We start from the raw sequence: 21,105 nt of genomic DNA, 5'->3' as shown, positions 1-21,105 counted from the left end.
CGCCCATCCTTTTGTTGCCGGTCGCCCCTTCGGGGGCGGCCGGCATCGTGCTGGAGGAACCATGCCCGAGTTGCCCGAAGTGGAAGTCGTCCGGCGCGGTCTTGAGCGCTGGGTCAGCGGGCGCGTCGTCGCCGACGTGCAGGTGCTGCACCCGCGTGCCGTGCGACGGCACATCGCGGGCGGCGCGGACTTCGGGGCGCGGCTCACGGGGCACCGGATCGGGCTCGCCCAGCGCCGCGGCAAGTACCTGTGGCTGCCGCTCGCCGACTCCGCGCAGTCCGTCCTCGCCCACCTCGGCATGAGCGGGCAGCTCCTTGTGCAGCCCCAGGACGCGCCGGACGAGCGGCACCTGAGGATCCGGGTGCGTTTCGCGGACGAGCAGGGCACCGAGCTGCGCTTCGTCGACCAGCGCACCTTCGGCGGGCTCTCGCTCCACGACCTCACCGCCGACGGGCTGCCCGACGTCATCGCGCACATCGCGCGCGACCCGCTCGACGAGGCCTTCGACGACGAGGCCTTCCACACCGCGCTGCGCGCCCGGCGTACGACGATCAAGCGGGCGCTGCTGGACCAGTCGCTGATCAGCGGGGTCGGCAACATCTACGCGGACGAGGCGCTGTGGCGCTCGAAGCTGCACTACGAGCGCGCCACCGGCACCTTCACGCGCCCGCGCACGGCCGAACTCCTGGGTCACGTGCGGGACGTGATGAACGCGGCGCTCGCCGTCGGCGGCACCAGTTTCGACAGCCTCTACGTCAATGTGAACGGCGAATCAGGCTATTTCGACCGGTCGTTGGACGCGTACGGCCGCGAGGGCGAGCCGTGCCACCGCTGCGGCACCCCGATCCGCCGGCGCCCCTGGATGAACCGGTCCAGCTATTTCTGCCCGCGCTGTCAGAGGGTGCCGCGCGCCTCGTCGTAGCGCTCCTGCGCCTTCTGCACGTCGTCCTGCCGGGCCTCCACGAAGCGGATCAGCGTCAGCAGGCGCTCGGCGATCTCGTGCCCGAGCGGGGTGAGGCGGTAGTCCACCCGCGGCGGGTTGGTCGGCTGTGCGTCGCGGTGCACCAGGCCGTCGCGCTCCAGCGCGTGCAGCGTCTGGGACAGCATCTTCTCGCTCACGCCGTCGACGCGACGGCGCAGTTCGTTGAAGCGGAACGTGCCCTCGTGCAGCGCGCCGAGGGTGAGCGCCCCCCAGCGTCCGGTGACGTGCTCCAGCGTGCTCCGCGACGGACATCGCTTGGAGAACACGTCGTACGCCAGGTCGGCGAAGTCGTCGGCGGGGGCGAGGCGATCCATACCACCACCATACTCCCGCGCAGCGCTAACTCAGAGGTTGCGCTAACCAAAAGTTAGTGCTTTCCTTCTGTCGTCGCTCACCGAGGGACGCCGCACGCATCTGCCGAACGAGGAGTACCCCCGTCATGACCAGTCCCGTTGTCGCGATCGCCTACCACTCCGGCTACGGCCACACCGCCGTCGTCGCCGAGGCCGTCCGTGCCGGTGCCGCCGAGGCCGGCGCCACCGTGCACCTGATCAAGGTCGACGAGATCACCGAGGCCCAGTGGGAGCTGCTGGACGCCGCCGACGCGATCGTCTTCGGCTCGCCCACCTACATGGGCACCGCCTCCGGCGCCTTCCACGTCTTCGCGGAGGCCACCTCCAAGCGCTGGTTCGGCAGGACCTGGCACGACAAGCTTGCCGCCGGATTCACCAACTCCGGTTCCAAGAGCGGCGACAAGCTGCACACCCTGCAGTTCTTCCAGACCCTCGCGGCGCAGCACGCGATGCACTGGGTCAACCTCGGCCTGCTCCCCGGCTGGAACTCCAGCACGGGTTCGGAGAACGACCTCAACCGCCTCGGCTTCTTCTCCGGCGCCGCCGCTCAGTCCAACTCCGACGAGGGTCCGGAGGCCGTCCACAAGGCGGACCTAGCCACCGCCGAACACCTGGGGCGCCGCGTCACGGAGACGGCCCGCGTCTTCGCGGCGGGACGTGCGGCGGTCGCGGCCTGAGCCGTACGGCTCAGAAACCGAAGTCCTGCGTCCACCAGGGGCCGCCCGCCGCGAAGTGCGCGCCGACGCCCAGCGTCTTGTAGTCGCAGTTCAGGATGTTGGCGCGGTGGCCCTCGCTGTTCATCCAGGCGTCCATCACCGACTGGGCGTCGGCCTGGCCGCGGGCGATGTTCTCGCCGCCCAGGTTCGTGATGCCGGCCTTCTCGGCGCGGTCCCACGGCGTCGCGCCGTCCGGGTCGGTGTGGTCGAAGAAGTCGCGCGCGGCCATGTCGGCGCTGAACCGCCCGGCCAGCGCGGCGAGCCGGTCGTCGGCCCGCACCGGCCGACAGCCCGCCTTGGCCCGCTCCTGGTTGACCAGGGTGAGCACCGCGGCCTCGGCCGCGCTCTCGTCGGAGGGCGACGGCGCGGCGGCCGGGGGAGCCTTCGGCTTCTCCTCGGCCGTACGCGAAGGGCTCGGCGTCGACTTCTTCTCGTCGGCCTTCGGCTTCGGCGCCTGCGGGGTCGGCTTCTCGGACGGCGTCCTCGAAGGCTTCGGGTCGGCCTTGGAGGGGGCGGGCGCGGGCGCCTCGGTGCGGCCGGTGCCCCGGCTCGGCGAGGGCTCGGCGCGGTCCTGGGCGCCGCCCTTCGTGCCGCCCTGGGTGTCCAGGTCGGTCGGCGAACCCGCCGAGCGGACCTGGCCGGGGTCGCTCCCGCCGAGACGGTAGTTGTCGGCGCCGGGCACCAGGCCCGAGGCGACCGCGACGGCACCCATCGCGACGGCGGCGGAGACGCCGAGCAGACCCGTGCGCACCGGGGCGGAGGCCCGGCCCTTGCGGCGGTGCGACGCCGTTCCTCGGGGGACCTCAGGGGTGGCGGCGGCCTGTCCAGCGCCGGAGCGTCGGTGGCGTCCCATCTCCTGGCCTTTCGTCCTTATGATCAACGTGACTCACCCATATGAGTGAGGCTCATCGATTCGCGACTGTACGCGATGGCGCATGGGGGCGAAGTGCTCAGAGAGCAATTGGCCGGTTAGCGTGCAGCCATGAACGAAGACGTACGACTCACCGCCTGGGTGCGCGGACGCGTGCAGGCTGTGGGTTTCCGCTGGTTCACGCGGGCCAAGGCTCTCGAGATCGGCGGCCTGAGTGGTTTTGCTCTCAATCTGGACGACGGCCGGGTCCAGGTCGTCGCCGAGGGACCCCGGGCCGGCTGTCAGCAACTGCTCGAATGGCTTCAGACGGGCGACACACCCGGACGCGTCGACGGCGTCACCGAGATCTGGGACACACCGCGCGGCATATACGAGACCTTCGCCATTCGCTGAGCGCGACCCGGTCGGACGCGGCGGAAGGGGTGGCGCCGCGTCCGGTGGAGAGTGTCCACGGCAACTGCCTGAGGCAGAAAAGACCTGGTGGTTGCCAAGAACCGCTTGCCGTGGCAGGCTCCGCAGGTAAGGATGATCTCCACGCCCCCAGGGCCCCGCAGGAGAAGCAGCGCCGCCCGTTCGCCGGCCGCGCGCCCCCGGGTCGCCCGCCAATGCGGGGTGTGATCGTGTTGACCGTCAAACTTTTTGGTGAGACTCTGGAAGCCCCGCGCACCTTAGCTGTTTGGCATGTGAGAACGGCCAGCAAGACCCAGCGATACAAAGAGTGCCAAGCACCGCGGGTGCGATTCCCTCACGACCCACACCGCTTCGGTCGGTCACTCAGTGTGGAGGACCATCCATCATGGCAAAGGCGCTTCTCGGTTACGTCGGCGGCAGCGACCCGCGACTCCTCGCCGAGATGCGACGGCTCCAGCAGCGCGTCCAGGACCTCGAATCCGAGCTCGTTCGGATCCAGGCCGAGAACGACGCGCTTGCGGCTGCCGCTTCTCACGACTCGCTCCTGGAGAGCATCGACGTACCCCAGGCGGAGCCTGCGCTCACCTGACCCCTATGTGATCGAGTACGGACCAGGACCTTCCCGCAAAGGCTCCCTGTCGGCAACGAGTGCTCGAAGCAACTCGCAGTATCTCGTCTCGTAAACAAGTGGTCGGGCTGTCCGTGTCAGCCGCTTGACATCAGATCTGCAAGGGACGCTTCGGCGTCCCTTCTTTCTTTTTTCCTGCGTACGCTGCTGTCTTTACCGTCTGATGTGCCCTGCATCTTCACGGGTGAAACGGTCAGTGAAAGGTAGAGTCCGACGGCGTGCATCTCAAGGCCCTGACCCTGCGCGGTTTCAAGTCCTTCGCGTCCGCCACGACGCTGAAGTTCGAGCCGGGCATCACCTGCGTCGTCGGACCGAATGGTTCCGGCAAGTCCAATGTCGTGGACGCGCTCAGCTGGGTCATGGGCGAACAGGGCGCCAAGTCGCTGCGCGGCGGCAAGATGGAGGACGTCATCTTCGCCGGGACCACCGGGCGGCCCCCGCTCGGCCGCGCCGAGGTGTCCCTCACCATCGACAACTCCGACGGCGCCCTGCCCATCGAGTACGCCGAAGTCACCATCACGCGCATCATGTTCCGCAATGGCGGCAGCGAATACCAGATCAACGGCGACACCTGCCGTCTCCTGGACATCCAGGAACTCCTCTCCGACTCCGGCATCGGCCGCGAGATGCACGTCATCGTCGGACAGGGACAGCTCGACGGGGTGCTGCACGCCGACCCCATGGGGCGGCGCGCGTTCATCGAGGAGGCCGCGGGCGTCCTCAAGCACCGCAAGCGCAAGGAGAAGGCGCTGCGCAAGCTGGACGCGATGCAGGCCAACCTCGCGCGCGTCCAGGACCTGACCGACGAACTGCGCCGCCAGCTCAAGCCGCTGGGCCGGCAGGCCGCCGTGGCACGCCGGGCCGCCGTCATCCAGGCCGACCTGCGCGACGCCCGCCTGCGGCTGCTCGCCGACGATCTCGTCCGGCTGCGCGAGGCGCTGAACGCGGAGGTCGCCGACGAGGCCGCGCTCAAGGAGCGCAAGGAGAGCGCCGAGGCCGAACTGCGGGCCGCCCAGCAGCGGGAGGCGCGCCTGGAGGAAGAGGTGCGGCGCCTCACCCCGCGCCTCCAGCGGGCCCAGCAGACCTGGTACGAGCTGTCGCAGCTCGCCGAGCGGGTGCGCGGCACCGTCTCCCTGGCCGACGCCCGGGTCAAGAGCGCCACCGCCGCGCCCCCCGAGGAGCGGCGCGGGCGCGACCCCGAGGACATGGAGCGCGAGGCCGCCCGGATCCGCGAGCAGGAGGCCGAACTGGAGGCCGCGCTGGAGGCCGCCGAGCACGCGCTGGAGGACACGGTCGCCCACCGGGCCGACCTGGAGCGGCAGTTGGCCGTCGAGGAGCGGCGGCTCAAGGACGTGGCGCGGGCCATCGCCGACCGCCGCGAGGGGCTCGCGCGCCTCGGCGGACAGGTCAACGCGGCCCGGTCGCGCGCCGGCTCCGCCCAGGCCGAGATCGACCGGCTCGCGCTCGCCCGCGACGAGGCCGCCGAGCGCGCGGTGACGGCGCAGGAGGAGTACGAGCAGCTCAAGGCCGAGGTCGACGGCCTCGACGCGGACGACGTAGAGCTCGGCGAGCGGCACGACGCGGCCAAGCGGGACCTCGCCGAGGCGGAGGCCGCGCTCACCGCGGCCCGGGAGGCGGCGACCGCCGCCGAACGCGAGCGGGCCGCCGTCTCCGCCCGGCGCGAGGCGCTCGCGCTCGGCCTGCGCCGCAAGGACGGCACCGGGGCGCTGCTCGCCGCCAAGGACCAGCTCAGCGGACTCCTCGGCCCGGCCGCCGCGCTGCTCACCGTCGCCCCCGGCTACGAGGTCCAGGTCGCCGCCGCGCTCGGCGCGGGCGCCGACGCCATCGCCGTCAACGGCCCCGGCACGGCCGCCGAGGCCATCCGGCTGCTGCGCAAGCAGGACGCGGGACGCGCGGCGCTGCTGCTCGGCGGCGCGCCCGAGGACGGCCGGGCGGAACGTTCCGACGGGCCGCCGCACGTCGCCGACCTGGTGCGGGGCCCCGACGAGCTGATGCCCGCCGTGCGGCGGCTGCTGCGCGGCTGCGTCGCCGTGGGGTCGCTGGAGGACGCCGAGGACCTCGTCCACGCCCGCCCGGAGCTGACCGCCGTCACCGCCGAGGGCGACCTGCTCGGGGCGCACTTCGCGCAGGGCGGGTCCGCCGGTGCGCCGAGCCTCCTCGAAGTACAGGCGTCCGTCGACGAGGCCGCCGCCGAGCTGGAGCGACTGGCCGCCCAGTGCGCGGAGTTGGCCGAGGCGCAGGAGAGCGCGGCCCACCGGCGCGGGCAGAGCGCGGCTCTCGTCGAGGAGTTGGGGGAGCGGCGCAGGGCCGCCGACCGCGAGAAGTCCTCCGTCGCCAAGGAGTTGGGGCGGCTCGCCGGGCAGGCGCGCGGCGCCACGGGCGAGGCGGAACGGTCCGCCACCGCCGCCGCCAAGGCGCAGGACGCGCTGGACCGGGCCGTCGCGGAGGCCGAGGAACTGGCCGAGCGGCTCGCCGTCGCGGAGGAGACGCCGGCCGAGGAGGAGCCCGACACCTCCGTGCGCGACCGGCTCGCCGCCGACGGGGCCAACGCCCGGCAGACCGAGATGGAGGCCCGGCTCCAGGCGCGTACGCACGAGGAGCGCGTGAAGGGGCTCGCGGGCCGCGCCGACTCGCTGGACCGGGCCGCCCGTGCCGAGCGCGAGGCCCGCGCGCGTGCCGAGCAGCGCAAGGCGCGCCTTCGCCACGAGGCGGCGGTCGCCGAGGCCGTCGCGTCCGGCGGGCGTCAGCTGCTCGCCCACGTCGAGATCTCGCTCGTCCGCGCCGACGAGGAGCGCACCGCCGCCGAGCGGGCCAAGGAGGCACGGGAGGGGGACCTGTCCGCCGCGCGCACCCGGGGCCGCGACCTGAAGTCGGAGCTCGACAAGCTGACGGATTCGGTTCACCGCGGCGAGGTACTCGGTGCCGAGAAGCGGCTGCGGATCGAGCAGCTGGAGGCCAAGGCGCTGGAGGAGCTCGGTGTGGAACCGGCGGGACTCGTGGCCGACTACGGCCCCGACCAGCCCGTGCCGCCCTCGCTCCCCGCCGAGGGCGAGGAGCTGCCCGAGGACCCCGAGCACCCCCGCAACAGGCCGGTGGCGTTCGTCCGCGCCGAGCAGGAGAAGCGGCTCAAGTCAGCCGAACGGGCGTACCAGCAGCTCGGAAAAGTGAATCCGCTGGCTCTTGAGGAGTTCGCGGCGCTGGAGGAACGCCACAAGTTCCTGAGCGAGCAGCTGGAGGACCTGAAGAAGACGCGGGCCGACCTGCTGCAGGTGGTGAAGGAGGTCGACGAGCGCGTCGAGCAGGTCTTCACCGAGGCGTACCACGACACGGCCCGGGAGTTCGAGGGGGTCTTCTCGCGGCTCTTCCCCGGCGGCGAGGGGCGGCTCGTCCTGACCGACCCCGACAACATGCTGGCCACCGGCGTGGACGTCGAGGCACGGCCGCCGGGCAAGAAGGTCAAGCGTCTTTCGCTGCTCTCGGGCGGCGAGCGGTCGCTGACGGCCGTGGCGCTGCTCGTCTCGATCTTCAAGGCGCGGCCCAGCCCGTTCTACGTGATGGACGAGGTCGAGGCGGCGCTGGACGACACGAACCTCCAGCGGCTCATCCGCATCATGCAGGAGCTCCAGGAGGCCTCGCAGCTCATCGTGATCACGCACCAGAAGCGCACGATGGAGGTCGCGGACGCGCTGTACGGCGTCTCGATGCAGGGCGACGGCGTCTCGAAGGTGATCAGCCAGCGGCTGCGCTAGCTTCCGGAGCCTCTGGTTCATCTGACTTCAACTCTTCAAGTCTTGAACGTACGTAGCCTCAGGCTGCCCGCAAACTCACAGCAGTCCCCCTATTGACTTCGAAACTTGAAGGCATAGTCTCTGCAACGTTGCTTTTACCTTCAGGTGGTGGGCGGCGTGAAGTTGTGCGCCACTTGAAGAGCTCGCCCCCACCCCCGGCAACGCTGCCGGTGGCCCGAGGAGTACACGTGACCAGCACATCGCAGGCGCCACAGTCCGGAGCCAGAGAGGCCCAGCCGGACCATCTCGGCCATGTCATCTTCATTACGGCGGCCGCCGCGATGGGTGGCTTCCTCTTCGGCTACGACAGTTCGGTGATCAACGGCGCGACCGTCGCCATCCAGCACCGCTTCGACGTCGACGCCAACATGCTCGGCTGGATCATCGCCACCGCGCTGCTCGGCTGCGCGGTCGGCGCCGCCGTGGCCGGCCGCATCGCCGACCGCATCGGCCGCATCCGCTGCATGCAGATCGCCGCCGTCCTCTTCGCGGCCAGCGCCGTCGGCTCGGCCCTGCCCTTCGCGGCCTGGGACCTGACGGTGTGGCGCCTCATCGGCGGCATCGGCATCGGCATGGCCTCGGTGATCGGCCCGGCATACATCGCCGAGGTCGCGCCGCCCGCCTACCGAGGCAGGCTCGCCTCCTTCCAGCAGGCCGCCATCGTCATCGGCATCGCCGTCTCCCAGCTGGTCAACTGGGGGATCCTGAACATGGCGGACGGCGACCAGCGCGGCAAGCTGATGGGCCTGGAGGCCTGGCAGTGGATGCTCGGCGTGATGGTCATCCCGGCCGTCCTCTACGGCCTGCTGTCCTTCATCATCCCGGAGTCCCCGCGCTTCCTGATCTCGGTCGGCCGCGACGTCGAGGCCAAGAAGGTGCTCGGCGAGGTCGAGGGGACCGCCATCGACCTGGACGCGCGCGTCGCCGAGATCGAGGGCGGCATGCGCAGCGAGCACAAGCCGTCGTTCAAGGACCTGCTGGGCAAGGTCGGCTTCCTGCCGATCGTCTGGATCGGCATCGGGCTCTCGGTCTTCCAGCAGCTCGTCGGCATCAACGTGATCTTCTACTACTCGAACCAGCTGTGGCAGTCGATCGGCAAGGACCCGTCCAGCTCGTTCCTGTACTCGTTCGAGACGTCGATCGTGAACATCGTCGGTACGGTCATCGCGATGATCTTCGTCGACCGGATCGGCCGCAAGCCGCTGGCGATCATCGGCTCCGCGGGCATGGCGGCCGCCCTGTTCACCATGGCGTGGGCGTTCTCGTACCGCACCGGCTCCGGTGACACCGTCTCGCTGCCGAACGCGCAGGGTCTGACCGCGATCATCGCCGCCAACGCCTTCGTGCTCTTCTTCGCCCTCTCCTGGGGCGTCGTGGTCTGGGTGCTGCTCGGCGAGATCTTCCCGAACCGGATCCGCGCCGCCGCCCTCGGTGTGGCCGCGGCCGCGCAGTGGCTCGCCAACTTCGCGATCACCAAGACCTTCCCGAGCATGTCCGAGTGGTCCCTGACCGGCTCGTACATCATCTACGGCGCCTTCGCGGCGCTCTCGATCCCCTTCGTCATGAAGTTCGTCAAGGAGACGAAGGGCAAGGCCCTGGAGGAGATGGGCTAAAACCCCGCTGCCCCCTCCTCATCAGGAAGCTGCCCCGGCTGAAGGACTCGTGCTCACTTGTCCTTGAGCCGGGGCAGTACGTTTTCGCAGAAGTGGTGCAGGCTGCGCCAGCCCTCGTCGACGGGCATCCCGCCGACCAGCGGATGCAGCACGAGACTGCTCACGTCCCCCTTGGCGTACGTCACGCACTCCTCCGGCGTCAGGACGCGGTAGACGCCCTCGGCGCGCAGCTCGTCGACCGTCGTGGCCCCCGACCTCACCGCCGAGCGGATGTCCTTGGACTGCCAGGAGGCGTACGTACGGGCCTCGTGAAGGAAGTGCTCGCCGTGCTCGGCCCACGTGCGGTCCGGGTCGTCGGCGACGTGCAGCAGCGGGGTCTCGGCGGCGGGCATCATCGTCCAGCCCTCCTTGCCGTGCGCCGCGAGCTGTTCGGTGTAGTACGCCTCCAGCTCCGGCAGGTGCGCGCTGGGGAAGAACGGCAGGCCGAGGCGGGCCGCGCGCCGCGCCGCCGCCTTCGAGGAGCCGCCGACCAGCAGCAGCGGATGGGGCTGGGTGAAGGGGCGCGGGGTGATGCGCACCGTGCGCCCGCGGAAGGCGAAGGGCTCGCCCGTCCAGGCCGCGAGCAGCGTTTCGAGGAGCTCGTCCTGGAGCTTTCCGCGCAGCTTCCAGTCGACGCCCGACTGCTCGTACTCCTCGGGCCGGTACCCGATGCCGGCCACCGTGACCAGTCGGCCGCCGCTCAGCAGGTCGAGCACGGCGATGTCCTCGGCGAGGCGCAGCGGGTCGTGCAGCGGGCCGATGATCGCGGACACCGTCACCGCGATGCGCCTGCTCGCGCCGAAGACGGCGCCGGCGAACGTGAAGGGCGAGGAGATCCAGCTGTTCTCCGCGCCGTGGTGCTCCTCCGTCTGGATGGTGGCGATGCCGCGGTCGTCCGCGTACGCGGCCATCTCCAGGGCGGCTCGGTAGCGCTCGCTCAGCGAGGCGGGTGTCGCCGCGGGATCGACGAGATTGAACCGTACGACTGTGGCGGGCATGGGAACGTCCCCCTTCACCGTGCGTGGGCGGCGGCGAAGGGGGACGTTAGTTGACGTCGTGTCAGATGAATAGCCTCGTACGGAAGTCGGAGTGCTCCCTGCCGAACTTGGCGTGGATCAGGCGGAGATCAGCTCGGCCTCTCCCTCGCCTTTGCCGTCCGTGGACACCGCGTCCTTCTCGACGAGCGGGGCCTTCGGCAGGACCGCGTACAGCACGGCCGCGATGACGATCGTCATCAGCCAGCCCAGGCCGTGGCGGCCGATCCAGGACGTGGCGAGCGGGCCGCTGAACCAGTCGACCTTGGTGAACAGCAGGCCCGCCACCAGGGCGACCGCCCAGGCCGTCATGGCCTGCCAGGCGAAGCCCGCCTTGTACCAGTAGGCGCTGGTGCGCTTGGTGTCCATCAGCGCCTCGCCGTCGTACGTCCTGCGGCGCAGCATGTCGATGCCGAAGACGCCGATCCACGCGGAGAACGCGACCGCGAGCAGGGTGAGGAAGGAGATGAACGAACCCATGAAGCTCGTCGCCACGTTCATCAGGATGTAGCCGAAGATCAGGCTGATGATCGCGTTCACGCTGACCGCCCACGCGCGCGGGACCTTGATGCCGAGCGTCATGGCGGTGAAGCCCGCGGAGTACATCGACATCGAGTTGATCAGCAGCATGCCGATGAGGGCCATCAGCAGGTACGGCACCGCGATCCACATCGGGAGCAGCTCGCCGAGGAAGGAGACCGGGTCCTGCGCCGAGGAGAGCTTCGGGTCCGAGACCGCCATGACGGCGCCCATCAGGACCATCGGGACGACCACGATGCCGGCGCCGCCGATGGCGTGGCCGATGAGCGGCTTGTTCGAGGCGTTGCGCGGGAGGTAGCGGGTGAAGTCGGGGCCGGTGGGAACCCAGCTGATGCCGCCCGCGGCGATCGTGCCGACGCCCGCGACCATCATCGCGGTGGAGCCCGCGGGCTTGTCGAAGACGGCCGACCAGTCGGTCTCGGCGAGGAGGTAGACCAGCACGAGCACGCTGAACGCGCCGAAGGCGTACGTGGACCAGGTGCTGCAGATGTGCAGGATCTTGCGGCCGAGACCGCTGATCAGGAAGGTGCACGCGACGAAGGCGACCAGCGTGACGACGGTCAGCCAGGTGCTCGACTCGACGCCGAAGCAGATGTTCAGGACCGTGATGATCGCGTACGCGCCGGTGACCGCGTTGATCGTCTCCCAGCCCCAGCGGGCGACCCAGATGAGCGCGCCGGGGAAGAGGTTGCCGCGCTGGCCGAAGACCGCGCGCGAGAGCGTCATGCCGGGGGAGCCGCCGCGCTTGCCGGCGATGGAGATGAGGCCGACCATGCCGTAGCTCAGCAGGGGCGAGACGAGCGCGACGACCAGGACCTGCCAGATGTTCAGGCGGTTGGAGACGACCAGGCCCGCGCCCATGGTGAGCAGCAGGACGCTGATGTTGGCCGCGACCCAGGTGGGGAACAGTTCACGGGTCCTGCCGGTGCGCTCGCTGTCCGGGACGGGCTCAAGGCCGCGCGTTTCGAGGGCGCCTTCGGATTCGGCGGTGGTGCTCATGGGGGTGGGTCCGTGCCTCTCGCTCGGCTCGCAACGTCGCGATCCGTCGGTGGGGGTTGATCGCGATGGACTCTACGCGCGTTGATGCGGCGAGCTCCATCGTACTTTAGTCCGAGTAGTTCCCTCCTGGCGCATATGTTCTTTGGAGGAAACCACAATCTGGGCCTCTTCCGGGGCCATGGCCGATACTGGGTGGGTTATGGAAATCGTCATCCTTGCTGTAGTCATCGCCGTGGTCGTGATCGGCGCGCTCGGCGGGCTCGTGATCGGCAGCCGCAAGAAGAAGCAGCTGCCCCCGCAGGCCCCGTCCGGTACGCCCACCATCACCGCACCTCCCGCCGAGCCGAAGGTCGGCGAGGAGGCCGAGACGCCGCGCGACGAACCGCGCCGCACGATCGAGGAGGTGGAACTCCCGGTCGCGGAACCCTCGGTGACGGCCCCGGTCGTCGTCGAGGAGGAGCCGGCCGCGGCAGAGCCGGCCGCGCCGGAGATCGAGACCCCCGAGCCCACGGCCGGACGCCTGGTCCGGCTGCGCGCCCGCCTCTCCCGCTCGCAGAACGCGCTCGGCAAGGGACTGCTCACGCTGCTGTCCCGCGAGCACCTCGACGAGGACACCTGGGAGGAGATCGAGGACACCCTCCTCACCGCGGACGTCGGCGTCGCGCCCACCCAGGAGCTCGTGGAGCGGCTGCGCGAGCGCGTGCGCGTGCTCGGCACCCGCACCCCGGACGAGCTGCGCGCCCTGCTGCGCGAGGAGCTCCTCACGCTCCTCGGCACGGGTGAGGGCACGGACTTCGACCGGGCCGTGAAGACCGAGTCCGGCCTGGAGACCCCGGGCATCGTGATGGTCGTCGGCGTCAACGGCACGGGCAAGACCACCACCACCGGCAAGCTCGCGCGCGTCCTCGTCGCCGACGGCCGCTCGGTCGTCCTCGGCGCCGCCGACACCTTCCGCGCCGCCGCCGCCGACCAGCTGCAGACCTGGGGCGAGCGCGTCGGCGCCCGCACGGTCCGCGGCCCCGAGGGCGGCGACCCGGCGTCGATCGCCTTCGACGCGGTCAAGGAGGGCATCGCGGACGGCGCGGACGTCGTCCTCATCGACACCGCGGGCCGGCTGCACACCAAGACGGGCCTGATGGACGAGCTCGGCAAGGTCAAGCGCGTCGTCGAGAAGCACGCCCCGCTGGACGAGGTCCTCCTGGTCCTCGACGCCACCACCGGGCAGAACGGCCTCGTGCAGGCACGGGTCTTCGCCGAGGTCGTCGACATCACGGGCATCGTCCTGACCAAGCTCGACGGCACCGCCAAGGGCGGCATCGTCGTCGCCGTGCAGCGCGAGCTGGGCGTGCCGGTCAAGCTGGTGGGCCTCGGCGAGGGCGCGGACGACCTGGCGCCGTTCGAGCGGGAGGCGTTCGTGGACGCGCTCATCGGGGACTGACTCCCCGCGACGGCCGCCCGTGGGGGCGGCCGTGCGCGAAGAAGGGCCCCCTCGCACGGTGCAGATGCGAGGGGGCCCTTCGGCATGCGGGCGGCGGTGTGCGGGCCGCCCGGGAGCTACGCGGGGGACCGGTGCGCCACGTACGCCAGCGTGCCCAGCAGCAGCCGTGCCTGCGGCGGGTTCGACGCCGAGTCGAGCGCGGGGGCGCGGAGCCAGCGGACCGGGCCGAGGCCGCCGCGGTCGGAGGGCGGCGCCGTGATGTGGTCGCCCGCGCCCAGGCCGTGCAGGTCGAGGGCGGCGTCGTCCCAGCCCATGCGGTAGAGCAGCTGGGGCAGTTCCGTCGCGGCGCCCGGGGCGACGAAGAACTGCGCCCGGCCGTCCGGCGTGACCGCCACGGGCCCCAGGGGAAGACCCATCCGCTCCAGCCGGACCAGGGCACGCCGCCCCGCCGTCTCCGCCACCTCGATCACGTCGAAGGCGCGCCCCACCGGCAGCAGTACGGCGGCGCCGGGGAACTGGGCCCAGGCCTCCGCCACGTCGTCGAGCGTGGCCCCGGCCGGCACCTCCGGGGCGAAGTCCAGCGGATGGGCGCCCGGAGCGGCGCAGCCGGCGGCGCCGCACGAGCAGACGCCGTCCAGGGCGCGGGCGCCGGGCACCGCGGCCCAGCCCCACAGGCCGGTGTACTCCGCCACCGTGGTGCAGTCGGATGTGCGGCCGCGCCGCCGTGATCCGGTCCGGGGCTTTTCGGTCCCCCGGGTGCCGCCGATCGTGAAGCCCATGCCCCCTCCAACGGGTCGAGCGTGACGCGGTTACGTGACGGAATCGGATCGTGACCCTCTGCTTTCGCGACGGCGCCCGGTGAGTTCACGGGTGGTGCGCCCGGTGACATACGCCCCGGCGCACTCCGCTCCGCCCACTTTCGTTCGTCCTATGTCAAGTGAATCGCTTGTGGCGGCCCGGGAGTTCATTCGAAGGGGTGGCGAATGGTGGCGTTTCCGGGATCGCCCTCGCCGGAGGGGTGATCGTAGGATTACTTTCAGTGCACAGCCCGGGGAGATCGAGCACCCGCGGGTATGCCGGAGGCAAGTCGGCTTCCTGTTCGATGGGTGACGTTCTCCGGACGGACAGCCGCAAGACGCGGCATTCTGTTAGGGCTTGGCGTGGACGACACACAAATGTCTTGAGGGATGGGGGCGTTCCAGTGGGCGGCAATGGCGGAGGCGGTGTGAACGCTGAGAAGCGCCCCAATGAGATGCTCACGTCGTGGTTCGTGCGCAGCGGTTGGTCCAAGGGCGAGCTGGCGCGCCAAGTGAACCGCAGGGCGCGGCAGTTGGGCGCCCACCACATCTCCACGGACACCTCGCGGGTGCGGCGCTGGCTGGACGGCGAGAATCCGCGCGAGCCGATTCCCCGCATCCTGTCCGAGCTGTTCTCCGAGCGGTTCGGCTGCGTCGTCGCCGTCGAGGACCTCGGCCTGCGCGCCGCCCACCGCACGCCCGCCTCCTCCGGCGTCGACCTGCCCTGGACCGGACCGCAGACGGTCGCGCTCATCAGTGAGTTCTCGCGCAGCGACCTGATGCTCGCCCGCCGCGGCTTCCTCGGCACCTCGCTCGCGCTCTCCGCGGGCCCCGCCCTCATCGAGCCCATGCAGCGCTGGCTGGTGCCCTCGCCGGCCGCGCCGCCCGAGGAGCCCGAGCCCGCCGCCTCGCGCCGCCCGGCGCGCCTGTCCAAGCCCGAGCTGGACCTGCTGGAGTCCACCACGGTGATGTTCCGCCAGTGGGACGCCCAGTGCGGGGGAGGCCTCCGGCGCAAGGCCGTCGTCGGACAACTGCACGAGGTGACGGACCTGTTGCAGGAGCCCCAGCCCGAGGCCACCTCCAGGCGCCTGTTCAAGGTCGCGGGCGAGCTGGCCGAACTGGCCGGCTGGATGAGCTACGACGTGGGCCTCCAGCCCACCGCCCAGAAGTACTTCGTCCTCGCCCTGCACGCCGCCAAGGAAGCGGGCGAGAAGCCGCTGGGGTCGTACATCCTCTCCAGCATGAGCCGCCAGATGATCCACCTCGGCCGGCCCGACGACGCCCTCGAACTGATCCACCTCGCGCAGTACGGCAGCCGGGACTGCGCGAGCCCGCGCACCCAGGCGATGCTGTATGCGATGGAGGCCCGCGCGTACGCCAGCATGGGCCAGCCCGGCAAGTGCAAGCGGGCCGTGCGGATGGCCGAGGACACCTTCGCCGACGCGGAGGACTTCAACGAGCCCGAGCCGGACTGGATCCGCTTCTTCTCCGAGGCCGAGCTCAACGGAGAGAACGCCCACTCGTTCCGCGACCTGGCCTACGTGGCGGGCCGCAGCCCCACGTACGCCTCGCTCGCCGAGCCCGTCATGGACCGCGCCGTCGAGCTCTTCGAGAAGGACGTCGAGCACCAGCGTTCGTACGCGCTGAATCTGATCGGCAAGGCCACCGTCCACCTGCTCCAGCGCGAGCCCGAGCAGAGCACGGTGCTCGCCGGGCAGGCGCTCGACATCGCCAAGAAGGTCCGCTCCGAGCGGGTCAACACCCGACTGCGCAAGACCGTCGACACCGCCGTGCGGGACTTCGGGGACGTCACCGAGGTCCTGCGGATCACCGAACGGCTCGCCATCGAGATGCCGGAAACCGCGGAGGCGGTCTGACGACCGGCACGACCGGCTCCGGCCGCGGCAGGACCATCCCGAACAGCCCGACTCGGCTCCCCCACGCCAGGTCAGTCGGATGGCCGCCGCGGCCGGTTCGCATGCCCCGCGCGGGGCGGGAGAATCCACCCCGCGCGACCCGGCAGTTCATGGCCGCGTAACACGCACGACCTCTTCGTCACTGCGGCGAAACACCGAGGGGCCCCCGCCGAAACCGCACTGCGCCAGTCTCTGGCGCATAACCGGCCCACCGCCCCGCTCCCCAGGAGCAAGGGCCCCTCGGCACCGCACAGGCTTCGCCCGCACGGGCCGCATACGACGACGAGGAGACGCCGATGCCCCCAGGCATCACGATCGCCGCAGACGCCCCCGAGCTGTCTGCCGCCAACACCGGGTTCATGCTCATCTGTTCCGCCCTGGTGATGCTCATGACGCCGGGACTCGCCTTCTTCTACGGAGGCATGGTCCGCGTCAAGAGCACCCTGAACATGCTGATGATGAGCTTCATCAGCCTGGGGATCGTCACCATCCTGTGGGTGCTGTACGGCTTCTCCGTCGCGTTCGGCACCGACCACGGCAGCCTCTTCGGGTGGGAGGGCGACTACGTCGGGCTCAGCGGCCTCGGGATCAACCAGCTCTGGGACGGCTACACCATCCCCGTCTACGTCTTCGCCGTCTTCCAGCTGATGTTCGCGATCATCACCCCCGCGCTGATCAGCGGCGCTCTCGCGGACCGCGTGAAGTTCACCGCCTGGGCGCTGTTCATCGCGCTGTGGGCCACGATCGTGTACTTCCCCGTCGCGCACTGGGTGTGGGGCACCGGCGGCTGGGCCTTCGAGCTCGGCGTCATCGACTTCGCGGGCGGCACGGCCGTGCACATCAACGCCGGTGCGGCGGCGCTCGGCGTGATCCTCGTCATCGGCAAGCGCGTCGGCTTCAAGAAGGACCCGATGCGGCCGCACTCCCTGCCGCTCGTGATGCTCGGCGCGGCCCTGCTGTGGTTCGGCTGGTTCGGCTTCAACGCCGGATCGTGGCTGGGCAACGACGACGGCGTCGGCGCGCTCATGTTCGTCAACACCCAGGTCGCCACCGCCGCGGCCATGCTCGCCTGGCTCCTCTACGAGAAGATCCGCCACGGCGCGTTCACCACGCTGGGCGCCGCGTCGGGCGCGGTCGCCGGCCTCGTCGCCATCACCCCGTCCGGCGGCTCCTGCTCGCCGCTCGGCGCCATCGCCATCGGTGCCATCGCCGGTCTGCTGTGCGCCATGGCGGTCGGCCTGAAGTTCCGGTTCGGGTACGACGACTCCCTCGACGTCGTCGGCGTCCACCTGGTCGGCGGCATCGCCGGATCGGTCCTCGTCGGCTTCTTCGCCACCGGCGGCGGCCAGTCGGAGGCGAAGGGCCTCTTCTACGGCGGCGGCCTCGACCAGCTCTGGAAGCAGCTCGCGGGCGTCGGCGCCGTCCTCGCGTACTCACTGATCGCCTCCGCGGTCCTCGCCCTCCTCATCGACAAGACGATCGGGATGCGGGTCCCCGAGGACGACGAGGTCGCGGGCATCGACCAGGTCGAACACGCCGAGACCGCGTACGACTTCAGCGGCGCCGGCGGCGGTACGGCACCGCGGACGGCGGCGGTGCCCTCCCCGGTGGCGACGGCGGCGGGCGGCGGTCAGGGCTCGGCTCAGGCTCAGAAGAACAAGAAGGTGGACGCATGAAGCTCATCACCGCGGTCGTCAAGCCGCACCGGCTCGACGAGATCAAGGAAGCGCTGCAGGCCTTCGGCGTCCAGGGGCTGACCGTCACCGAGGCCAGCGGATACGGACGCCAGCGCGGGCACACCGAGGTCTATCGCGGCGCCGAGTACACCGTCGACCTCGTGCCCAAGATCCGCATCGAGGTGCTGGTCGAGGACGACGACGCCGAACAGCTCCTCGAAGTCGTGGTGAAGGCCGCGCGCACCGGCAAGATCGGGGACGGCAAGGTCTGGAGCGTCCCGGTCGACACGGCCGTCCGGGTGCGGACCGGCGAGCGCGGGCCCGACGCGCTGTGACGCGGACGGGACCGGACACGGGCAACTGAGCGGTACAGGACAGGAGCTGCTGGGTGACGAGTGTGGACGTACGTACTGAATCGGAAGACTCCGGACCCAGCGGTTACGCGGCGGCCCGACTGCGACTTCTCCAGGAGGAGTCGCGGTCCGGGCCGCCGCGCCGTTCCGCGCTCGCGGAGCTGACGGACGACTGGCTGGCGGGGCTCCTGCGGGCGGGCGGCGGCGCCGACGGCGCGCCCCGGGGCGTCGCCTTGGTCGCCGTCGGCGGGTACGGACGCGGCGAGCTGTCGCCGCGCAGCGACCTCGACCTGCTGCTCCTGCACGACGGGAGCGCCGACGCCGCGGAGGTGGCCGCCCTCGCCGACCGCCTCTGGTACCCCGTCTGGGACCTCGGACTCGCCCTCGACCACTCCGTCCGTACGCCCGCCGAGGCCCGCAGGACCGCGGGCGAGGACCTCAAGGTGCACCTCGGGCTCCTCGACGCGCGGCACGTCGCCGGGGACCTGGGGATGACCACGGCGCTGCGCACCGTCGTGCTCGCCGACTGGCGCAACCAGGCGCCGAAGCGGCTGCCCGAGCTGCGCGAGCTGTGCGAGGAACGGGCCGTGCGCCACGGTGAGCTGGGCCACCTCCTGGAGCCCGACCTGAAGGAGGCCAGGGGCGGGCTGCGGGACGCGACGGCGCTGCGGGCCGTCGCCGCCTCCTGGCTCGCGGACGCCCCCCGCGAGGGCCTCGCCGACGCCCGGCGCCGACTGCTCGACGTGCGCGACGCCCTGCACCTGACCACCGGGCGCGCCACCGACCGGCTCGCCCTCCAGGAACAGGACCAGGTCGCCGCCGCCCTGGACCTCCTGGACGCCGACACCCTGCTCCGCCAGGTGTACGAGGCCGCCCGCGTCGTCTCCTACGCCAGCGACGTCACCTGGCGCGAGGTCGGGCGCGTGCTGCGGGCGCGGGCCGCGCGGCCGCGGCTGCGGTCCCTGCTCGGCGGTGGCCGGGGCGGCGGTGGGCGCGGGGCCGCCGCGGCCGAGCGGTCGCCGCTGGCCGAGGGCGTGGTCGAGCAGGACGGGGAGGCCGTGCTCGCGCGGGCCGCCCGGCCCGAACGGGACCCCGTCCTGCCGCTGCGGGCCGCCGCGGCCGCCGCGCAGGCGGGGCTGCCGCTGTCCCTGCACGCCGTGCGGCGCCTCGCCGCCACGGCGCGGCCGCTGCCGACACCGTGGCCCGCCGAGGCGCGGGAGCAGCTGGTGACCCTGCTCGGCGCGGGGCGCCCGACCGTCGAGGTGTGGGAGGCACTGGAGGCGGAGGGGCTGATCACGCGGATGCTGCCGGACTGGGAGCGGGTGCGGTGCCGGCCCCAGCGCAACGCCGTCCACACGTGGACGGTCGACCGCCACCTCGTGGAGACGGCGGTGCGGGCCGCCGCGCTCACCCGCAGGGTGGGACGGCCCGACCTGCTCCTCGTGGCCGCGCTGCTCCACGACATCGGCAAGGGGTGGCCCGGGGACCACTCCGCCGCCGGGGAGATCATCGCCCGGGACGTCGCCGCGCGCGTCGGCTTCGACCCGGCCGACGTGGCCGTCCTCGCCTGTCTCGTCCGGCACCATCTGCTGCTCGTGGAGACCGCGACCCGGCGCGACCTCGACGACCCCGCGACGGTGTGGGGGGTCGCCGAGAAGGTCGGGTCCGTCGGGACGCTGGAGCTGCTGCACGCGCTGACCGAGGCGGACGCGCTGGCCACCGGGCCCGCGGCCTGGTCGGCCTGGCGCGGGGCGCTCGTCGCCGACCTGGTGAAGCGGGTGGCCGCGCTGCTGTCCGGGGACGAGCCCCCGGAGCCGGAGGGCGCGGCGCCGACGGCGGAGCAGGAGCGGCTCGCGGTCGAGGCGATGCGGACGGGCGGTCCGGTGGTGGCGCTCGGGGCGGGCGCCGCGGAGCCGTCGGAGGAGCCGCTGGGCGCGGAGCTCCTGGTGGCCGTGCCGGAGCGGGACGGGGTGCTGTCCGCGGTGGCGGGAGTCCTCGCGATGCACCGGCTGACGGTGCGGACGGCGGAGCTGCGGGCCGTGACGCTGCAGTCCGGTGTCGAGGACCTCGACGGGCCGGTGCTGCTCCTGAACTGGCGGGTCGCCGCGGAGTACGGGTCGCTGCCGCAGGCCGCGCGGTTGCGGGCCGATCTGGTGCGGGCGCTGGACGGGTCGCTCGACATCGCGGCGCGGCTGGTGGAGCGGGACGCGGCGTACCCCCGCCGGCGGGGGACGGTGGCGCCGCCCGCGCGGGTGACGGTCGCCCCGGCGGGTTCGCGGCGCGCGACGGTGATCGAGGTACGGGCCCAGGACGCGCCGGGGCTTCTGCACCGGATCGGACGGGCGCTGGAGGCGGCGGGCGTGACGGTCCGCAGCGCCCACGTCTCGACGCTGGGCTCCAACGCGGTGGACGCGTTCTACGTGACGGACCCGACGGGCGAACTCCTCTCGGGCGAGGCGGCGGCGGGGGTGGCTCGGGGGGTGGAGGGGGCGTTGAGGGCTTGACGCTTCTGGCGGGGCGCCTGCTGTCCGTCTTGGGGCGGGGCTGCGTCGGCGTCTGCCGGTGCGCGCTATGTCCGTCTGTGGGGCGGGGCCGCGGGGGTATGTGCGTACTCGCCATCCCTGCGCCGCGCCTCAAGTCCAAAGGCGCTATGGCTGGCTCGGTGCTCCGTTCGCACATACCCCCACGTCCCCTCGGGCCGTAGGGCGGCAACCGGCCGTCGGTGGTTGCTGCTGTGGGCAGGCGTTCCGCAAGGCGGAACGGGTGGGCACAGCCCACGGTGCCGGGCAGCGATAAGTGTGGCCCCAGCCCCGGCGCAGCCGACCCGTGCCGGGCGGCGACGACCGTGGCTCCAGCCCGGCGCAGCCGGACCGTGCCGGGTGGTGATCAAGGAGGCCCCGCCCCGGTACCGGCGGGTGCAGACCTCGGGC

General features: G+C 71.7%; 16 protein-coding genes. 11 read left to right on the top strand and 5 right to left on the bottom strand.

Annotation, left to right across the window (positions count from 1 at the left end):
* The first annotated feature begins 61 nt into the window (after positions 1-61).
* A complete protein-coding gene (mutM, locus tag AB0L89_RS07620) occupies positions 62-922 on the top strand; it encodes a bifunctional DNA-formamidopyrimidine glycosylase/DNA-(apurinic or apyrimidinic site) lyase (RefSeq protein WP_365135952.1) in 861 nt (286 codons plus the stop codon).
* Here mutM and AB0L89_RS07615 read toward each other — a convergent pair.
* Complete coding sequence (locus AB0L89_RS07615; protein WP_365135949.1) at positions 895-1,296, bottom strand: helix-turn-helix domain-containing protein; 402 nt, start codon at positions 1,294-1,296, stop codon at positions 895-897. The two genes, mutM and AB0L89_RS07615, sit on opposite strands and share 28 nt — an antisense overlap.
* Before the next feature lie 125 nt (positions 1,297-1,421).
* On the opposite strand from AB0L89_RS07615, the gene AB0L89_RS07610 reads away from it, so the two are divergent.
* Positions 1,422-2,012: a flavodoxin family protein gene (locus AB0L89_RS07610; RefSeq protein ID WP_365135946.1), complete on the top strand. Its 591-nt coding sequence runs from the start codon at positions 1,422-1,424 to the stop codon at positions 2,010-2,012.
* Positions 2,013-2,022: 10 nt separating this feature from the next.
* Here the strand turns inward: AB0L89_RS07610 and AB0L89_RS07605 are convergent, their stop codons facing one another.
* Positions 2,023-2,904, bottom strand: coding sequence for a CAP domain-containing protein (locus AB0L89_RS07605; protein WP_365135943.1), 882 nt, complete (start codon positions 2,902-2,904; stop codon positions 2,023-2,025).
* A 129-nt stretch (positions 2,905-3,033) separates the two neighbouring features.
* On the opposite strand from AB0L89_RS07605, the gene AB0L89_RS07600 reads away from it, so the two are divergent.
* From AB0L89_RS07600 to AB0L89_RS07585, 4 genes are all read left to right on the top strand, one after another.
* Positions 3,034-3,315 (top strand): acylphosphatase, encoded by a 282-nt coding sequence (locus AB0L89_RS07600; protein WP_365135940.1) that lies wholly within the window; start codon positions 3,034-3,036, stop codon positions 3,313-3,315.
* A 403-nt stretch (positions 3,316-3,718) separates the two neighbouring features.
* Positions 3,719-3,922 (top strand): hypothetical protein, encoded by a 204-nt coding sequence (locus AB0L89_RS07595; protein ID WP_016640148.1) that lies wholly within the window; start codon positions 3,719-3,721, stop codon positions 3,920-3,922.
* Between the two features lie 257 nt (positions 3,923-4,179).
* On the top strand, positions 4,180-7,731 hold the full coding sequence (gene smc / locus AB0L89_RS07590; RefSeq protein WP_365135937.1) for a chromosome segregation protein SMC: 3,552 nt from the start codon (positions 4,180-4,182) through the stop codon (positions 7,729-7,731).
* Between the two features lie 227 nt (positions 7,732-7,958).
* Positions 7,959-9,383, top strand: coding sequence for a sugar porter family MFS transporter (locus AB0L89_RS07585; protein ID WP_365135934.1), 1,425 nt, complete (start codon positions 7,959-7,961; stop codon positions 9,381-9,383).
* 53 nt (positions 9,384-9,436) lie between these two features.
* On the opposite strand, the gene AB0L89_RS07580 is transcribed toward AB0L89_RS07585, so the two are convergent.
* Both AB0L89_RS07580 and AB0L89_RS07575 read right to left on the bottom strand, forming a co-directional pair.
* Positions 9,437-10,420, bottom strand: a complete 984-nt coding sequence (locus AB0L89_RS07580) for an LLM class flavin-dependent oxidoreductase (RefSeq protein WP_365135931.1) — start codon at positions 10,418-10,420, stop codon at positions 9,437-9,439.
* Between the two features lie 117 nt (positions 10,421-10,537).
* Positions 10,538-11,995 (bottom strand): cytosine permease, encoded by a 1,458-nt coding sequence (locus AB0L89_RS07575; RefSeq protein ID WP_365135928.1) that lies wholly within the window; start codon positions 11,993-11,995, stop codon positions 10,538-10,540.
* A gap of 199 nt (positions 11,996-12,194) precedes the next feature.
* Between AB0L89_RS07575 and ftsY the strand changes: the two genes are divergently transcribed.
* Positions 12,195-13,433, top strand: coding sequence for a signal recognition particle-docking protein FtsY (gene ftsY / locus AB0L89_RS07570; RefSeq protein ID WP_365135925.1), 1,239 nt, complete (start codon positions 12,195-12,197; stop codon positions 13,431-13,433).
* A gap of 116 nt (positions 13,434-13,549) precedes the next feature.
* Here the strand turns inward: ftsY and AB0L89_RS07565 are convergent, their stop codons facing one another.
* The gene (locus tag AB0L89_RS07565; RefSeq protein WP_365135922.1) at positions 13,550-14,212 is read right to left on the bottom strand and encodes a bifunctional DNA primase/polymerase; all 663 of its coding nucleotides are present in this window, start codon (positions 14,210-14,212) and stop codon (positions 13,550-13,552) included.
* Positions 14,213-14,634: 422 nt separating this feature from the next.
* On the opposite strand from AB0L89_RS07565, the gene AB0L89_RS07560 reads away from it, so the two are divergent.
* The 4 genes from AB0L89_RS07560 (at position 14,635) to AB0L89_RS07545 (ending at position 20,679) form a co-directional block, all read left to right on the top strand.
* Positions 14,635-16,107: a hypothetical protein gene (locus tag AB0L89_RS07560; RefSeq protein WP_365135919.1), complete on the top strand. Its 1,473-nt coding sequence runs from the start codon at positions 14,635-14,637 to the stop codon at positions 16,105-16,107.
* 335 nt (positions 16,108-16,442) lie between these two features.
* Positions 16,443-17,822: an ammonium transporter gene (locus AB0L89_RS07555; RefSeq protein ID WP_365135916.1), complete on the top strand. Its 1,380-nt coding sequence runs from the start codon at positions 16,443-16,445 to the stop codon at positions 17,820-17,822.
* Complete coding sequence (locus AB0L89_RS07550) at positions 17,819-18,157, top strand: P-II family nitrogen regulator (protein ID WP_055698112.1); 339 nt, start codon at positions 17,819-17,821, stop codon at positions 18,155-18,157. Before AB0L89_RS07555 ends, AB0L89_RS07550 begins: the two co-directional genes overlap by 4 nt.
* A gap of 53 nt (positions 18,158-18,210) precedes the next feature.
* On the top strand, positions 18,211-20,679 hold the full coding sequence (locus AB0L89_RS07545; protein ID WP_365135913.1) for a [protein-PII] uridylyltransferase: 2,469 nt from the start codon (positions 18,211-18,213) through the stop codon (positions 20,677-20,679).
* Positions 20,680-21,105: the final 426 nt, after the last annotated feature.

The organism is Streptomyces sp. NPDC052114 (genome assembly GCF_040680155.1).
Lineage (GTDB): Bacteria > Actinomycetota > Actinomycetes > Streptomycetales > Streptomycetaceae > Streptomyces.
This window is presented reverse-complemented; position numbering and strand designations above follow the sequence as displayed.

Excerpts from the sequence above, each read along its gene's own strand:
- mutM (WP_365135952.1), top strand. The coding sequence starts at position 62 with ATGCCCGAGTTGCCCGAAGTGGAAGTCGTCCGGCGCGGTCTTGAGCGC.
- AB0L89_RS07615 (WP_365135949.1), bottom strand. The coding sequence starts at position 1,296 with ATGGATCGCCTCGCCCCCGCCGACGACTTCGCCGACCTGGCGTACGAC.
- AB0L89_RS07610 (WP_365135946.1), top strand. The coding sequence starts at position 1,422 with ATGACCAGTCCCGTTGTCGCGATCGCCTACCACTCCGGCTACGGCCAC.
- AB0L89_RS07605 (WP_365135943.1), bottom strand. The coding sequence starts at position 2,904 with ATGGGACGCCACCGACGCTCCGGCGCTGGACAGGCCGCCGCCACCCCT.
- AB0L89_RS07600 (WP_365135940.1), top strand. The coding sequence starts at position 3,034 with ATGAACGAAGACGTACGACTCACCGCCTGGGTGCGCGGACGCGTGCAG.
- AB0L89_RS07595 (WP_016640148.1), top strand. The coding sequence starts at position 3,719 with ATGGCAAAGGCGCTTCTCGGTTACGTCGGCGGCAGCGACCCGCGACTC.
- AB0L89_RS07580 (WP_365135931.1), bottom strand. The coding sequence starts at position 10,420 with ATGCCCGCCACAGTCGTACGGTTCAATCTCGTCGATCCCGCGGCGACA.
- AB0L89_RS07575 (WP_365135928.1), bottom strand. The coding sequence starts at position 11,995 with ATGAGCACCACCGCCGAATCCGAAGGCGCCCTCGAAACGCGCGGCCTT.
- ftsY (WP_365135925.1), top strand. The coding sequence starts at position 12,195 with ATGGAAATCGTCATCCTTGCTGTAGTCATCGCCGTGGTCGTGATCGGC.
- AB0L89_RS07565 (WP_365135922.1), bottom strand. The coding sequence starts at position 14,212 with ATGGGCTTCACGATCGGCGGCACCCGGGGGACCGAAAAGCCCCGGACC.
- AB0L89_RS07555 (WP_365135916.1), top strand. The coding sequence starts at position 16,443 with ATGCCCCCAGGCATCACGATCGCCGCAGACGCCCCCGAGCTGTCTGCC.
- AB0L89_RS07550 (WP_055698112.1), top strand. The coding sequence starts at position 17,819 with ATGAAGCTCATCACCGCGGTCGTCAAGCCGCACCGGCTCGACGAGATC.